Annotated in this window: 16 protein-coding genes and 4 tRNA genes; 13 read left to right on the top strand and 7 right to left on the bottom strand. The window is 41.8% G+C overall.

Going from position 1 to position 15,857, the window contains the following annotated elements:
* Positions 1–314: 314 nt before the first annotated feature.
* The 3 genes from BM056_RS24855 to BM056_RS24845 form a co-directional block, all read right to left on the bottom strand.
* Positions 315–572, bottom strand: a complete 258-nt coding sequence (locus BM056_RS24855; protein WP_092476059.1) for a hypothetical protein — start codon at positions 570–572, stop codon at positions 315–317.
* 151 nt (positions 573–723) lie between these two features.
* Positions 724–1,416 carry a hypothetical protein gene (locus BM056_RS26585; RefSeq protein ID WP_092476056.1) on the bottom strand — a complete coding sequence of 231 codons (693 nt, stop codon included), beginning with the start codon at positions 1,414–1,416 and terminating at the stop codon, positions 724–726.
* A gap of 128 nt (positions 1,417–1,544) precedes the next feature.
* Positions 1,545–3,158, bottom strand: a complete 1,614-nt coding sequence (locus BM056_RS24845) for an ABC transporter substrate-binding protein (protein WP_092476053.1) — start codon at positions 3,156–3,158, stop codon at positions 1,545–1,547.
* Between the two features lie 204 nt (positions 3,159–3,362).
* On the opposite strand from BM056_RS24845, the gene BM056_RS24840 reads away from it, so the two are divergent.
* Positions 3,363–4,217, top strand: coding sequence for a TIM barrel protein (locus tag BM056_RS24840; protein WP_092476050.1), 855 nt, complete (start codon positions 3,363–3,365; stop codon positions 4,215–4,217).
* 89 nt (positions 4,218–4,306) lie between these two features.
* Here BM056_RS24840 and BM056_RS24835 read toward each other — a convergent pair whose 3' ends face one another.
* On the bottom strand, positions 4,307–4,780 hold the full coding sequence (locus BM056_RS24835; RefSeq protein ID WP_092476047.1) for a general stress protein: 474 nt from the start codon (positions 4,778–4,780) through the stop codon (positions 4,307–4,309).
* Between the two features lie 313 nt (positions 4,781–5,093).
* On the opposite strand from BM056_RS24835, the gene speE reads away from it, so the two are divergent.
* The 8 genes from speE (at position 5,094) to BM056_RS24795 (ending at position 8,687) form a co-directional block, all read left to right on the top strand.
* Entirely contained in the window at positions 5,094–5,924 is an 831-nt protein-coding gene (gene speE, locus BM056_RS24830) for a polyamine aminopropyltransferase (protein ID WP_092476044.1), read from the top strand.
* Between the two features lie 283 nt (positions 5,925–6,207).
* Positions 6,208–6,284, top strand: a tRNA-Asp gene (locus tag BM056_RS24825).
* A 4-nt stretch (positions 6,285–6,288) separates the two neighbouring features.
* Positions 6,289–6,364 (top strand) — tRNA-Phe (locus BM056_RS24820).
* A 14-nt stretch (positions 6,365–6,378) separates the two neighbouring features.
* Positions 6,379–6,453 (top strand) — tRNA-Gly (locus tag BM056_RS24815).
* A 129-nt stretch (positions 6,454–6,582) separates the two neighbouring features.
* Positions 6,583–6,981, top strand: coding sequence for a hypothetical protein (locus tag BM056_RS24810; protein WP_165613713.1), 399 nt, complete (start codon positions 6,583–6,585; stop codon positions 6,979–6,981).
* Between the two features lie 97 nt (positions 6,982–7,078).
* Positions 7,079–7,153, top strand: a tRNA-Cys gene (locus BM056_RS24805).
* A 213-nt stretch (positions 7,154–7,366) separates the two neighbouring features.
* Complete coding sequence (locus BM056_RS24800) at positions 7,367–8,302, top strand: tyrosine-type recombinase/integrase (protein WP_092476042.1); 936 nt, start codon at positions 7,367–7,369, stop codon at positions 8,300–8,302.
* 109 nt (positions 8,303–8,411) lie between these two features.
* Positions 8,412–8,687, top strand: coding sequence for a hypothetical protein (locus BM056_RS24795; protein ID WP_092476039.1), 276 nt, complete (start codon positions 8,412–8,414; stop codon positions 8,685–8,687).
* An 88-nt stretch (positions 8,688–8,775) separates the two neighbouring features.
* Here BM056_RS24795 and BM056_RS24790 read toward each other — a convergent pair whose 3' ends face one another.
* The gene (locus tag BM056_RS24790; RefSeq protein ID WP_092476036.1) at positions 8,776–9,195 is read right to left on the bottom strand and encodes a very short patch repair endonuclease; all 420 of its coding nucleotides are present in this window, start codon (positions 9,193–9,195) and stop codon (positions 8,776–8,778) included.
* Between the two features lie 198 nt (positions 9,196–9,393).
* On the opposite strand from BM056_RS24790, the gene BM056_RS24785 reads away from it, so the two are divergent.
* Positions 9,394–10,515: a DNA cytosine methyltransferase gene (locus BM056_RS24785; RefSeq protein ID WP_165613712.1), complete on the top strand. Its 1,122-nt coding sequence runs from the start codon at positions 9,394–9,396 to the stop codon at positions 10,513–10,515.
* A 1-nt stretch (position 10,516) separates the two neighbouring features.
* On the opposite strand, the gene BM056_RS24780 is transcribed toward BM056_RS24785, so the two are convergent.
* Complete coding sequence (locus BM056_RS24780; protein ID WP_092476031.1) at positions 10,517–11,404, bottom strand: hypothetical protein; 888 nt, start codon at positions 11,402–11,404, stop codon at positions 10,517–10,519.
* Positions 11,405–11,756: 352 nt separating this feature from the next.
* Here BM056_RS24780 and BM056_RS24775 point away from each other — a divergent pair, with 352 nt between their 5' ends.
* From BM056_RS24775 to BM056_RS24765, 3 genes are read left to right on the top strand one after another with little or no spacing between them, the layout of a single operon-like run.
* Positions 11,757–12,161 carry a hypothetical protein gene (locus BM056_RS24775; protein WP_092476029.1) on the top strand — a complete coding sequence of 135 codons (405 nt, stop codon included), beginning with the start codon at positions 11,757–11,759 and terminating at the stop codon, positions 12,159–12,161.
* A 55-nt stretch (positions 12,162–12,216) separates the two neighbouring features.
* Positions 12,217–12,579 carry a hypothetical protein gene (locus BM056_RS24770; RefSeq protein ID WP_092476026.1) on the top strand — a complete coding sequence of 121 codons (363 nt, stop codon included), beginning with the start codon at positions 12,217–12,219 and terminating at the stop codon, positions 12,577–12,579.
* Positions 12,580–12,596: 17 nt separating this feature from the next.
* Positions 12,597–15,374: a hypothetical protein gene (locus BM056_RS24765; RefSeq protein WP_092476023.1), complete on the top strand. Its 2,778-nt coding sequence runs from the start codon at positions 12,597–12,599 to the stop codon at positions 15,372–15,374.
* Between the two features lie 260 nt (positions 15,375–15,634).
* Here the strand turns inward: BM056_RS24765 and BM056_RS24760 are convergent.
* The coding region (locus tag BM056_RS24760; protein ID WP_207648131.1) for a hypothetical protein at positions 15,635–15,857 on the bottom strand (223 nt) is incomplete at its 5' end.

The following is a 15,857-nucleotide window of genomic DNA, read 5'->3' as shown; positions in this document are numbered from 1 at the left end:
AACAGCCATTTAATTTTTCAATTTCTTTACAATCAATTTGCTTTAAAATTTGATATAGTTTATCTTCCTCATCGAAATTTTTAACTAAAACTTCAAAGGAAAAAAGCATTCCACCAAGAATATACATGTAGGGTTTCACCTCGCTTGTGTTTTTTGTTGTGGGAATGAAAAACACTTCTATAGCAATCGGGTGAAACCTTTTATTTTTGGCAGCTTTATTGAGATATTTTAACTTTTTTGGCTAGGGTAAATTTGTCTTCCTATGTTTAATGAGCCCTTGTGTTTTATGGGGTTAGAATTATGCAATTGGCTCCTTAATTAGATAATGAAAGCTTTTGCATGCTATCAGTTTGTACTTGCTTTTGGCGTTTAATGTTGGCTTCTTCAGCGTAGTCACTTGAGATAAGGTATAAATTCACCCATAAATCATGTTCGTTATTTTTCCCGTCCAGCTCATTGGCAAGTACTTTAAATTTCTTTTGCACACGATCTTTAAACGATGAAAACTCTACAAGCAAGTCAACTACTTCGCGCTGGCTGTAAGATGCCCCATCTTTGAGCATTTTGGCCAACCCACCTCACCCCCTATTGCTAAATGTTTACCATATTATATTATGTATGGTAAAATATGTTAAGAGGGTTTTAATGTCCATTCAAATAGAAAAATGTTGAACACAAGGAAAGGGGACACCCTCTTCAAGGATGTCCCCTTATCAAACATTTTTAAAACATGGCGCTGCTATAAGAGGCAAATTGGTTGTTCCAATTCTGGTTGTTCAAATTCTGGTTGTTTAAATTACTCATGTTCTGATTCATCCGGTTGGCCAGTGCTTGCTGAGCCATTTGGCTGATTTGCTGATTTTGGGCATAGCTGTTGGTATTCTGGTTGCCAAATTGATTGCTGTAGCCCTGGGTATAACTCTGGCCAGGTGTAAACTGGCTGCTAAAGGGCTGTTGGCTAAAAGAGGAGCCCATTTGGGTGGGAGAGTAGTAGCCGCTGGTGTATTGAGTTGTTCCCAAATTTTGCGTCGGAGTGCTCCATGATTGATTTGGCTGGTACTGTGCCGAGCCCCACATACCAGTTGTCGTGGTCGGTGTTAAATGAGTGCTGAAAGTACCGTATTGTTGACCGTAGGTGCCGTAACCGGTGCCCTGCTGGAACATGTTTTGGCCAATGCTTTGGGTAACCTGCTGTGCCGCACTGCTTACAGCGTTTAGGTCGCTGCTGATTTGGTTGCAAATCTGCTGAATGCGCTGCAGTTGCTGGGTTGCATTAACTTCATGCTGCTGCAGGGTACGCAGTTGGTTGGCGTTGCTTTGCTCAAATTGCTGCAGCTGAGAAGTCATTTGAGAAATATTGTTTACTTCCTGGCGTAGTCTCTGGACTTGCTGTTGCAGTTGATAAATTTGATCCATTTACTTACCTCCTTGGATTAATTTGTTTTAGATGCACAGGCATATTATGTAACTAAAACAGTTTGAATATTTACGGTATTTAATGGAAAAAATCATCTGCAATCCTGGGACTGGTCTGAAGCCGGCTGTTATTTAACTGTCTTTGCTTGTTTTGCATTGTTAATAGCTATGCCATAAAAAGAATCCCACCCCGTTGGACTAAGAACGAATCCACTTATTTTGGGCGATGCTGATGCGTGATATTGGCTGTGATCAAGCGCAATCAGCGGGCTGTCCCTGGCTATTGTTTCCATGGCGCGCCCGTACAGCTCTCGCCTTATTTCTTGATCTGTAGTGTTTCTGGCGCTGTCCAGTAATGTATCCAGTTGGGGGTTTCGATAATTAGTAATATTCATGCCGCCTTCAATCTGGCTTCCGGCTAAAAGGGTATAGAGAAAATTATCCGGGTCGCCGTTGTCGCTGGTCCATCCGAAAAGGAAGGCGTCACCTTCTCTCCTTACCAGAGCCCTTTTAAAATCTTCCCAGGGATAGGCAATTATCTTTACCTCAATTTTAGCTTCCGCCAGTGATTGGGCTATTTTTTCAGCCAGTACCTTGCCGCCTTCCGGGCAGTAGGGGCGCTGGTCGGTAAATGCAACCAGGGTAAAGGACATGCCGTTTTCATAACCTGCTCCTTTGAGCAGATTGACGGCCTTTTGCGGGTCATAGTCCATTGCATCGCCGGGCGCATTGAAGCCCGGTACCGTTGGCGGCAGGGGGGCAAGCGCCGGGCGGACTTCATTAAACCACAGCTCATTAAATATAGTCTTTCTATTGATAGTTAGAGCCACGGCATTGCGCAGTTGGGTGCGGTTGAAAGGTTTTTTATCGGTGTAAAAACCAAGATAACACATATCCAGACCGGTGGCGCGAAAAACCGGGTACCCTTGCAGCTTTAGGTCTGCCGTTTTCTTAAAATCAAGGTCAAGAGCAATATCAGCCCGGCCTTCAAGCAGCATTTGAGTTCTTTTGTTTAGATCTTGTTCGGTTAAGAAAAGTATTTCCCCGGCCTTTGGGACGGTGTCCCAGTAGTTTTTGTTTGCCTTTAATAAAATGCCGCCGCCAATTTGCCCGGCTGGTATAAAAGGGCCTGTCCCGGCAGGTGTGGCTTGGCTGCCCTGTTCCAACTTTTTGATGCTCTCCGGGCTGATCATTGAAGCGCCCATGGGCATGGCCAGATTGTTGATCATAGGAGCATACGGGTACTTTAAATGCAATTTCACTCTGTAGTTATCCACTACCTCAACGTTGTCCAGGGGAGCTGCAATAAGATCAGCATAAGTGGTTGCTTCATCAGTTGATTGTTTCATTATTTCCTTAAAGTTAGCCTGTACTGCGTTGGCATCAAAGTGGGTGCCATCATGAAAATTAACATTTTTGCGCAGATTAAACGTCCAGGTCAGGCCGTCCCCGGATACTTCCCAGGAACTGGCCAGACATGGTTCGACTAGGGCGGTTCCAGGTTTAAATCTCGTTAATCCTTCAAAAACATTGGTTATGACACGGGCCGAGCCGGTATCGGCCGCATCTGCCGGATTAAGGGAGCTTACAGTGTATTTTTGCACCACTGTGATTCTGCTGCCGGCCATGGTTGTGGCTGCCTGATTTGGTTTACTAACCATTCCGGGACGCTGATGATAAAATGTAATAATCAACGCCAGACTGAAAAAAAATATTAAAGTTGTGGCTGTTAATCTTGACATTTAAAACTACCTCCTGCTTGTACTCTATAAGATATATGTGTTTGTATTATACATTAATAACAAATACTGTAAATAGATGCATTTTCCTGCCCAGGGTTAAAAAAATGTCAGGGGGAGACATGCTAAAGTGAAGGATTTATACCGGCTATGTTGAAGAACTGCTAAAAAACCAAAAATATTAACATTTAGCGGGAGGTTGTGAGATTGCAGATACGGTTCGGCCCTGCGGGGAACTCCGATTCATTTTACGCGGCAGGCTTCAAGTCTTCTTTAGATATGCCCGGCTGGCTGGCGCAATTGGGGTTGAACGCTTATGAATATCAATGCGTCAGGGGGGTGCATATAAAGGAAGAAACAGCCAGGAAGTTGGGGGAGGCGGCGGCAAGGCATGGTATAGCTCTAAGTATTCATGGACCGTATTACATTAGCCTTGCCACCACCGATGAGGCGATAAAAGTAAAAACTAAAAAGCATTTTTTGGATTCACTGAGGGCCGCCCGGTGGATGGATGCCGGAGTGGTTGTTTTTCACCCCACGGGTGGTTCCGGAAAAGATCGGGCAGCCACCTTAAAAAGGGCTGGTGATTATCTTGTGGAACTGCTTAAAATAGCGGAAGCCGAGGGCTATGGAGATGTTAAGGTGGCGCCGGAAACCATGGGCAAGCCTGCTCAACTGGGGAATCTGGAAGAAGTTTTAGAGCTTTGCACCTTAGATCATAAAATTGTTCCCGCTATTGATTTCGGCCACCTGCATGCAGCCGGGGCGGGCGCGTTGGTAACCGAGGAAAAGTTTGCCGAGGTGCTGGATAGGATTGAACAGGTGCTTGGAAAGGAATCGGTAAAAAACTTACATATTCATTTTAGCCCGATAGAATATACCAAAGCTGGTGAGCGTAGACACCTGACCACTTTAGATGAAGGCTATGGGCCTGATTTTACCTTCCTGGCCAGGCAGATCAAACAGCGGGGGATGTCTCCCACGGTGATTTGCGAGTCAGCAGGGCGTCAGGCTGAAGATGCGCTGGTTTTTCGTCAAATCTATGAGAACGTTGCTGGGTAGAGTTGCAGGCCTGCCGATCCCGGTGGGATAACCAAAAAAGCACCCGCTCGGGGTGCTTTTAGGTTATACTTTGCAGGTGCGGTATCTGACTAGTGTACTTCCACGTCCTGGGCGCCGTGTCGTCTTAAAGTATCAGCGGCATCGTTAATTTTATTGTCGTCGGTTTTTACAGAGGCCAGGATCCTGCCCTCTTTTACCCTGTCCTCGTAATATTTGCTGCGATCCTGGGGAATCCCGTAGTCAACCAAACCGCCGGCAATGCCACCGGTTGCCGCGCCGGAAAGAAGGCCGGCGATGGGGCCTGCCGCTATCAGTGGCCCGATACCGGGAATAGCTAATGCGCCTGCTCCTACGGCAAGGCCGGCAAGACCACCCAGGATGCCGCCGGTGGCTGTTCCGTCGCTGATGTTATCATCACCCATGGTGGTGAACTGGTTCTTTTCACGCTTTTCTTCATCCTGCGCCAGTATGGAAATATCTTTGTCAAATCCTTTCTGACGTAAATCTTCAATTGCTTTTTCGGCCTGATCGCGGTTGGAGAAAGTGCTTATAACTGTTTTCATAATTGAAAACCTCCCTTCGTGTAATTCTTTCTTAATTTTTCACCATATTGCTCAGTCTATACGGACGATAAAAAATAATTTGCCTTGGATCAACAATATTGTTAATTTTTCATCAGGTTGATATAATATTACATGTTCTTTGGCAAGCTAAACTCGGAAGGATGCAAAGAATGTATATGAAGCCTTTGTTGCTTCGAGAATGAGTGCATGAACCATAATAGTGGCCGCGCGGTGGAACATAAGGAGGAAAGATGCTTTCGCATTGACCGCAGTGCCCATTTTTTATTAGGTACAAGTATAAGGAGGGGTTGCAGTGGAATTATGGTTCACTGAAGACCAAACCAGGGATGTACGGATCAGCTGTAGGGTTAAGAAAGTGTTGTTCAGCGGCAGATCGCAATTCCAGGAAGTGGCTGTTTATGATACTGATGAATATGGCCGCCTGTTGGCACTGGATAACATTATCCAGACCAATATTTGGGACGAGTTTATTTATCACGAGTCGCTTACGCATGTTGGCTTGAATACTCATCCCAATCCTAAAAAAGTGCTTTTAATCGGTGGCGGCGACGGTGGGTCTGTGAGAGAAATTGTCAAGCATAAAGAGATTGAAAAGATTGTTCATGTAGAAATTGACCAAATGGTAATTGATGTAGCCAAAGAATTTTTCCCCGAATTAAGCAGCGGGTTTAGTGACCCCCGGGTAGAAATAATCGTGGATGACGGTATCAAGCATGTTCAGGAAAATAAGAATACTTACGATGTAATCATGGTTGATTCGCCCGATCCCATAGGGCCTGCGGTGGGTCTTTACGGTGATGAATTTTACCGTAATGTCGCCGGAGCCCTTAAGGAAGATGGCTTACTGGTAGCCCAAACCGAATCACCGTTCTTTAATCGTGATTTAATTTCCCGGGTAAATGCCACGATGAAGAACATTTTCCCGGTTGTTAGAATGTTCCTGGGTATTGTTCCGACATATCCCGGAGGAGCCTGGACCTTCACCGTTGGCTCCAAAAAATATGATCCACTTGAAGTGGAAACGGACAAGCTGCCCGACTTAAATACAAAATGGTACTCGCCGCAGATGCACCGCTCGGTGTTTACTCTGCCGCCTATTTTCCGTGAGCTGGTAAAAGAGTAAACTGTTTAAGGTTTATGTGGGGCTTTGGATGTAATAAAATGATAATACTGAGTGTTACAGCGGTTACATAGCTGCATGTAACGACTATCAGGGGGGCACGTGTTATTACCGCGCGCCCCCCCCTGCTTTTCAACCGTTAGCTTAGGCTGGGATATGTTAATTAAAAGTTGTTTAAAGGCCAAAAATTTCATTTGACATCAAAGCAGATTTTTTGTATACTTATCATTGTCAGCGAGAGCGGGGTGCCAAAAATCCCGGCTCGCTAGGCCGAAAAGCATAATGCGGAGCTGTGGTGTAGCGGTCTAACATGTCGGCCTGTCACGCCGAAGATCGCGGGTTCGATTCCCGTCAGCTCCGCCAAAATGCCACGGTAGCTCAGTCGGTAGAGCAGAGGACTGAAAATCCTCGTGTCGGCGGTTCGATTCCGTCCCGTGGCACCAAGCAAGTTAAATATGCGGAAGTAGCTCAGTGGTAGAGCATCGCCTTGCCAAGGCGAGGGCCGCGGGTTCGAATCCCGTCTTCCGCTCCAGCAAAAAGGTCAGGTGAGATAATAATCACCTGACCTTTTTATACTTAAATGTAATACAATGGGGTTAAAGCCTATTCCTGTTGCGTTAAATAAGCTATGATTTAGCTAAAATAATGGGGTGTTTAAGGTTTGGAAACAGCAATAATGTTTTTAGCCAATTTCGTAAATAACCTGCACGATCTGGTTATTCAAATAACAAGTGTCTTTAATCTTGATTTAACTGATAAAAAGCTGCATTTTTGGTTAATTGGGTTGATTGGTCTGTTGGTTTTTCTTGTTTCCGACATGCTTTTTAAGTTTATATCCAAATGGAGCATTACGATAATTTCCTTTATATATACTTTTACAGTTTTAATAGTGCTTGTCTTTGGCCTGGAAATTGAGCAAAAGATAACGGGTAGAGGATCTATGGAGTTTTCCGACATAGTGTCGGGATTATGGGGTTTTATTGTGCTATTTAGTGTGTATTTGTCTTGCAGAATCATTATTGGCTTGGTTGGGAAGACAATGAATAAGAAAAGGCCGTAGCCGTAGTTAAATACTACAACAATGCCAGTAATTACTCTTGACTGGGATGTGTCAATTTGCTATTATATTAAGTGCGCACGACAAACAGATACATTATGGCGACATAGCCAAGTGGTAAGGCAGAGGACTGCAAATCCTTCATCCCCCGGTTCAAATCCGGGTGTCGCCTCCAATGACGATAAACCCAACAATCATGCGGGTTTGAGGCCGTCTAGCTATTAACAGCTAGACGGTTTTCGTTTTTAGCGGCAGAGGATTGTAGGCAGAGGATTTTTTTAAGCAAAAGTAAATCCCCTGCCGCCATCAGTAAAGTCCCCTGCCATAGAAAAATCCTCTGCCACAGGTAAAAAGCCCTCGAAAAAATATTTTTAAGGGGGTTTCCTATATGCAGAATTTATTAGATATGTTTGTCACCGAGTGCGAGTTTAAGAACCTGTCCCCTTTAACTGTAAAAACTTACAAGACCGATATTGGATATTTAATTGAATTTTTGGAAGGCATCAAGGTTAAGGATTGGGAAAAGGTTGGCTTGCCCCATTTGAAAAAGTGGGTTGTTGAAATGCAAAAGCGGCCCAAGTATTTAGGGACTAACCGTGAATTAGAAGCCCAGCTTTCACCCTTTACTATCAATAAAAGGATACGGTCAGTTAAATCATTTTTAGCCTGGGCTTACTCGGAAGAATATATTGCTAAAGACCTTGCCAAGCAGTTCAAGAAGATAAAGCAGCCACAGAAAATAATACAGACTTTTGACCTTGATGTGGTTAAAGAATGGCTGGATGGCTTTGAACTTGATACTTTCACCGGACATAGGAATTATACCATCATAAGCACCCTGCTGGATTGCGGACTGAGGATTAGCGAATTGACTGGCTTAAAAGTTCGCGATGTTGAGCTGAAAGAATGTTATCTTATCGTTATGGGGAAAGGTTCAAAACAAAGAATTGTTCCTTTTTCCCTGGAATTGCGTAAAAGGCTTATTAAATACCTCAGACACCGGGAAAAAAGCGGCCATGATGCCAAAGAGGGTTATCTGTTCCCAAACATAGAAGGAGGCCGTTTAAGCCCCGTTACAATCGGTCATACCATAACGGAAACGGGCCGCAAAGTAGGGCTGACCGGAGAAAAAATTTCTTGCCATACCTTCCGGCATACTTTTGCCAAGAATTATATCGTAAATGGCGGCGATGTTTTTAGTTTGCAGAAAATATTGGGGCATACAAGTTTGGCGATGGTGCGGCACTACACTAACCTTGATAATACTGACGTTATAAATGCCCACCGAAAGGTAAGCCCTTTGACACATATGAAATCTAAATAATCAAAGAAGGCTGCCCTTTGCAGTGGGCGGCCTTTTTATTTCTATAATTCTTGACTATTAAGACATATAGCAATACCTTCTAAGTGAACATTTAGAAGGGAGCTAAACTATGGCAAAGCGTGGTTACGGCATAGGCGATAAGGTACGCCTGGGTAGTAATTATAAAAAATACGGTTTCCCGTATCCGTGGGGTTGGGTTAAAGGGTTTATTCTAGATAAGGAAAACCTGGGGCTAGGGGGATACGGAATAGACGGTAAAGGCAAATTTGCTTTTGCCGGGGCCAAGGTCACTCATTATATAATAGCGGTGCCGGATCTTAATGACCCGCACAAAAATTGGTACTATTTAAAAACTAAACAGGTTTCTGTCGTAGATGTGGTTTAAATAGCGTAACGCAGGTTTTAAAGAGAATTAAAAGATGACAATATGTAACTGTGCTAACAAGTTTTTAAAAAGGCAATTAACAAAAAGATTACCTTTCTTGGCAGTCTTTAATAAATTTAATAATAGTATTTAATGTCCCCCAATAATCTTCTTTAAGCTCATGTTCCCATATTCTTAACAGGTTCCAATTATTTAATTGGTAATATTCTGTAACATTTTTATCTCTCAATGCATTTCTTTTAAACTTGCTTTCCCAAAACTCAATATTGCTTTTGGGAACTCTACAGTGTTCTTTACAACCGTGCCAAAAGCAGGAATCTATAAAGATTGCGATTTTATATTTTTTAATCGCAATATCAGGCTTGCCAAACAAATTTTTTACATTTCTCCTGAACCGAATACCTTGTTTCCATAAATCATGACTAATTTTATCTTCAATTTTGGTTCCCTTGGATTTAACTGACTGCATCATTTTTCTTCTCGTTTCTTTAGGATATTTATCTGCCATTTACTTACTCCTAAATCGAATGAAATTTAAATAAGCCATTTTTAAAGGAGATTTTAGGATATTAAAGAAATTTATCTATATATGAGTTTCAAATTATGTATAACTTTTATGGTTAAAATTGAGAATATATATGGACCAATAAGAACAAATGTTCTATAATATGTTATTATAAATTAATACAAAGGGGTGTGTATGATAATGCGACATAAGCAAACAACTCTTGCTTATGCCAACCAAGACATTTATGATGAAACCGAACCATTAGTTGATGATGATGGCCAAGTTGATGTTTTGGAACTATCCGGTAGCCATAAAAAATTAAAAGTCGTATCTTTATTTAGTGGTTGCGGCGGATTGGATTTAGGTTTTCTAGGTGATTTTTCTGTTTTCACGGGCAGGAACAAAAAGTGTTTTGAAAAAAATCCTTATGAAATAATTTGGGCAAACGATTTCCATTTAGAGGCTTATCAAACATACAAAAACAATATCGGAGAACATATAGTTTATGGTAACATTAATGGAATTGTAAAAAACACTATCCCACAAGGCGATATTATAATTGGTGGTTTTCCGTGCCAAGATTTTTCAATATCGGGCAAAAAACAAGGACTTCAAGCAGACAGAGGTAGATTGTATAAACAGATGGTTGAATTAATTGGTATTCAAAAACCACTGGCTTTTCTTGCTGAAAATGTAAAGCATATAACCAATGACAAATTAATTGATCAAACTAATGGTAGAAAAGTTATTGATTGCATAGTTGATGACTTTGAAAATCTAGGCTATCGGGTTAGGGTATACTTGGTTTCAGCAGCAAGCTACGGAGTCCCACAAAATAGAGAACGAGCTTTTATCGTTGGGATAAGGGATGATATACCTTTTCTTTTTAGGTTGCCAAGATCTCACCATGGCATTATGGCTGCAAGACAAGCTATCGATGATTTGTGGGGTAAAGAAAATGATTTATCTATACCTAACCATAATCAGATGTCGCTTGCAAAGTTTCCTGAACCAAAACGAAATGGGAATCAGGGTAATTACCGCATTTCACCAGATAGTCCTTCTCAAGTGATACGTTCAGAACACCATATGAATATTCAGGGGCATTATAGAACACATAATCCTGATGATCCTAATGATAGATCAGCGTGGCGAAGACTTACTGTAAGAGAGTGTGCCAGACTTCAGTCTTTCCCTGATAATTTTGTTTTTAGTGGGAATAAAACTCAGAGTTATGTGGTTGTTGGTAATGCAGTACCTCCAATTTTAGGGTGGTATATGGCTAGAGCGTTATATAAAGCATTGTATGGTTATATATAAATCAAAATAATTCGCTTTGATAATATTCTCTTTGAAATTCATGTAACATTACTTCTAAAATATCTCGAATATTTCTTTCTGCATTTTTTCTTACCATATACTCAAGGAAGTTTAATAATTCTTCTATGGAAATGTAATCAAGAACTAGTTCATGCTTTAGTTTATTATGATCAAAGGTGCCGGTAGTTTCTTTGAAAACCATTACCCTTTCTTTGAGGGGGACTTTATTTAAGTCCTCTTCAAATTTTTTATCGTCAAGTTTAGTTGTTACTTGATATACAGCTAGTTGGGCGGCGAAATCAATTCCACCGTCATTTGAATATGTTGTTGAAAATCTATTTAATTCAAATCCAAGATTACGAAGATAAATTTTTAGTATGGAAAAACTAGTTACCTCAAAACATTGCCCCTTTTTCCTGGTTTCCCTTGTTAGTAACATTTCTTTGATAAATTCAATGTTGCCTTCTGTGTTACCGTTATCTAGTAAATGACTTTCTATTTCATCAAGTAATTGTTTTTGTTCAATTGATATCTGATTCCAGTAGGCATCAATGTATAAAGCTATTTGGGTAAGGTCTTTTTTAGATAATCCTTGCAAAAAGCTCGGTTTAATGAAAAAGTTATCATTTTTCTGGTCAATAGCGTTATGATCAAAACCGGCTTGCCTTAATACATAATCAGTCCTAAAACGTGAAATTCCATATAAGTAATGCTTTTTGTTAAACTGTTTTTCTATTTGTGATTTAGTCATACTTGACTCACGGCCATTTTCAATTATATCTTGTAATAATATTCTAAAACATAAAATTACTGTTGCCTCTTTAATTCGCTTGGTTATATAGCTTGATAGTAAAGTGTTATTTATCGATATCTTCTTAATACTTGTCAAAACGAAACGCCTCTCTTAAATTCTAATAATAATCTTACTTCTCTATTATAGATAACTGTTCCTTCTAATACGTAAGACCTTGCTTAAAATTTTATAAGGATAACATAACCATAGAACGTAAAGTGGAAAAGTGGTGTTTTTTCCTCTGAAAAAGGTATTTGCCTTCTAAAATAAAGAGCCCAGTCTTTTTTGGAGTTTTTAATCTATTTTGCTCACTTTATTCGAAAATAAACTTAAAATGAGCTGGGAGCCTTAATGCTTTTGTTTATCGGCTTGTCATATACACCTTCACCTCCTCCAGTAAATGAGGGCGGCAACGCTCAAACGCTCATTTACGAAAGGGGATTTTTTTATGGCTTATATTCACGTTTATTTGTCTGATGGCACCACTCAAGTTTCGGAGGGTACTGGCGATCAAGCAATAACTTTCACCCTAAACGCTTCTAATAACGAAGAAGGCACTCCCATGAGATTATTTGTCAAAGCCGAAGCTGGCTTTCAAACAACTGCTGCTGGCGTAACCATCACCATTGTGGACAATTCCGCAAGCGGCAAAGAACAAAAATGGGCTTTGGCACCGGACAACGCTGGGGCCGCTGGCACCTTTGGTAACTACGGGGCCGCTTTGACACTTCCAGGCGTTGTTACAAACGCTGGAACCCCATTCTGGGTAAAAGCACGGGCCACAAACGACGAACCACCGCAAAATGACACTTCAGTGGACTTAAAAGTGGAGGGCGTTGTAGAAGCAGTTTAGTAGGCGGGGCTTAACGGCCCTGCCTAATTTTTTTTTATAGAGGGGGTTATTAAGATTGCCTTATTATGTAAGCAAAATGATAGGCAAGGGCACAGAAGAAGATCCATATCGTACACCCGTGGCTAATTATTCCGTTAACTGGGTAATGGTGGGGCAAACTGACAAGGGCTGCTTGGTTTATGTGCCAAACCCTACACCGGAAATGGAAGTAGACAAGGATATAAAGGCATTGCCAAAAGATCTGAATACAACTTTTACTCGTCAAGATTGGAACCGGCTTGTAACAAACTTGCACAGTCAAAATATAGACATTTCCCCGTCTGATTATGATCCCGCTCGTACAGTAAGGGAAGTAATTATCATAATCGGACAATTACTTGAACCAACCTTTGACATTAATCATTTTTCGGCATCATAGTAGAGGGCGGTGATTAAATGGGAGAATTAAACCGCATAACAAAAGGCAGTGTATTAGTTGAACGGTGGGAAGCCAACCACTTAAGTAATTACTCCATATCTGGCGGTACAACTTCAAGACCAGCACCAGTATATGACAGCCAAAATCAATTAGTTAAATTAGGAAAGCTATTTGACGGCTCTCGCCATTACACAGCATGGCTATACAGCCAGGATTTTTCTGAAGCTGATTATGTTCAGCAAGTTAAAGTTACATTTAATGGTTTAAATACTGCTGACAGCCGTTTTGAAATTGACGGTAGGGTAGGCGGCAACCAGGGGTATTATTTTAATTTTTACCTAAATAAGACTTATGGTTATTTCTTTAACGGTGCAAGTGTCATTGATTTATTCAATATTTACCCGGTAACTGCAGGTTATACTTATCAGATTAAGGTTTATTACAAAGGCAGTAATATTAAGCTTAAGTTTTGGCTAGACGGGAACCCTGAACCAACGGGATGGGCCGCCGAAATCGTAAACAGCGGTAAACTTGGTGCTGGCTATTGGTATTTTAATACCTATGACGCCTCCGTAAACATAGATGATATTTTAATATATAAACACGGTATTACCTGTACTGGCCTTCCTGCTGGCCACAAAATACGTGTTAACGGGCTAATTGCCACGGAAACAAACGGAACGGCTATTCTGGATACCACAAACGTAACATTTCCACAGTCAACCGTTGAAGTATTGGACGCCACCGGTAACGAGGTAAGTACGTTTACCGCCACCGACGACATATGGGGTGGTGACGTTTTCAATTACATTAATACAATTTCTGTTAATGCCATTTTTGATACTTACAGAATAACCACCGGCAATGCTTCCGTCATGACGGACACCTTACGGCAAGTAAAGAAAATATATACCCAAGTCGTAGATTTTGACACTTACCGGAAAATAAAGACCAACGAAATATCCCCTACCGCAACCTGCCGCGAGATCCAAAACAACACCCAGACCCAGACCGATACAAAGCGGGAAATTCGAAAACTGGCCCAAGCTATAGGCGATACCTACCGTAGAACAAAAGCCAGAATTATTTCCATGTCGGACACCAGGCGAATCACTCAGGCCAACGACATGGCCCAGAGTAACACTTTTAGAAAAATCCTGGCCGCCACTATAACTTCAAGTGATAATGAACGGAAAGTGTTAAAAACCGTTCCAGCCATGGTTGACACAACACGCAAGGCCCAGGTTTTTACAGCTTTTGCGGTAGATAGCAAACGAAAATTAAAATACATTATAGATCTGGCCGCCACTACGAAAAGGCGGCTTTTAAATTCGGCTCAAGTAACTGGCGATACCTACCGTAAGGCTACAAATTCAATTACAACCCTTTCGGATACCACAAGAAGAAAGCTAAACAACATGGCCCAGGCCGTGGATGTAAAAAGGCGGGTACAAGATCTCGCCCTAATGACCGGCGACGTTTGCCGTAAAATCAGGGCCAATATCGCAACCCAAGCTAACACGTCAAGAAAGCTGGCTACCCTTGTTTCCGCTATGGCTGACACTTTGCGTGAAGTAGTGCTGGTTACAATGGACCGCTTTAACGTGGACACCAGGCGGCGAATTCGCAAGAACGAAACGGCCCAAGCGGATACCAGAAGAAAGACACTGACCAATGCTTTAGCGAATTCCGATACTTACCGGAAGGCCCGAAATTCAGTACAAGCTCTTTCTGATACGTTCAGGAAAAATAAGGCCGCCGCTGCATGCGAAATTGACACTTTTAGAAGGACGCTGGCCCAGGCAATATTCCAAAATGACACTTTCCGAATGGTGCAAGTTAAATTTACAACCCTTGCCGATACGTTAAAGAAAACGACCTTAAACGACGTGGCACGGGCTACCGTTGATACCGTGCGGAAAATAAAAGTGCAGGTAAATGCCAAGGCCGATACCAAGAAAATCACCCTGCGTTTAACGCAGGCTATTTCTGATGCCCACAGAAAAGTAGGCGTAAAGGCATCATTGGCAGCGGGCACCTACAGGAAAGCCGTTAAAGCAGCCCTGGCCCAAAGTGACACTTTTAGAAAGACCCGAAAACTGGCGACGTTGGCCACAGACATGAAAAGGCGGCTGGGCGTCAATGTCGTGGCCGTGGGCGATACCCTACTGAAAGCCACCGCAACGGTGAAGGCTCAGGCCGATAGCTACAGAAAGACACTGGCAAGTACTCTAATTTTAAATGATGGAACCAGAAAAGTGGCGGCACTTATTACCGTTAAAGCCGATACCAGCTGTACAATGCAATATATTGAAGGCGGCATCGTATTTCTTGACACTTTACGGGTTATCATTAGAAAACTATTAAGGCGTGCTCCTGACTATGAAATAACGGAACTTGGCGAGAGGTACGAAATCACTGAAGTGTACGAACGCTACCAGGCCACCGAGTTGGGCGATAAATACGAAATCAAGGAGGATGGCAACGAAATGCGAACCTTTGTACTCGGCGAGGAAAAAGAAGTGGGTATAGAAGTGGAAAGCACTGATGGCACCCCGTTTGTTGTTGCCCAGGCTACCTACGAATATAAAGACGGGGACACTGTGTTTAATTTAGGCGGGGCTACCGTTGACGGAAACCGTGTATTTATGTTATTGAAACCGGAAACCGCTGGCTTTACCCAGAAAGTAGTTTTCACAGTGACACTTCAACCCGTTGATGGTAACGGGCAGATTGATACCACCAAGAATAAGGAAACCAAGAAGGCTTCCTTGGCTATTTCTGTTTTTGAGTAAAAAATAATATTAGATAAATCCATATCCCAAAAAATGCGAGCTAAATCAATCACTTTAGTTCGCATTTTCTTTGAAATGTACAACATGATTTTTGTTCCGGGATACAAACCAAGGAGGAATAGTTGAATACCCCGTTGAACTTATTTCATATATTTTATGGTTCGTTGTATCATTAATTACTCAACTTTCACAGAACCAAAAACCCCTTTAAGCTAGGCACAACCTGAAACCAGCAAGTCTTAATTGCTTATGTTGACAATTTAAGACGCATTAGCAACAGCAGGTAACATCTTTTTCCTTATATATGTTGGCAATTGTTGTAACCATATATCGACTTTTTCGGCAACAGATATTGCTTGAGATTCCACCGTATTACCAATCACGATAGAGTTCATTATGGATAACAATTGGGTAAGGGCTGTTTGATAGTCAAGCTCCTTTACCTCATCACACATTATGAAGAACAGCTCCCCCAATGACTTA

Source organism: Desulfotruncus arcticus DSM 17038 (assembly GCF_900113335.1).
GTDB lineage: Bacteria > Bacillota > Desulfotomaculia > Desulfotomaculales > Desulfallaceae > Desulfotruncus > Desulfotruncus arcticus.
The sequence above is the reverse complement of the archived record's forward strand: the minus strand, read 5'-3'. Positions and strand labels throughout refer to the sequence as shown.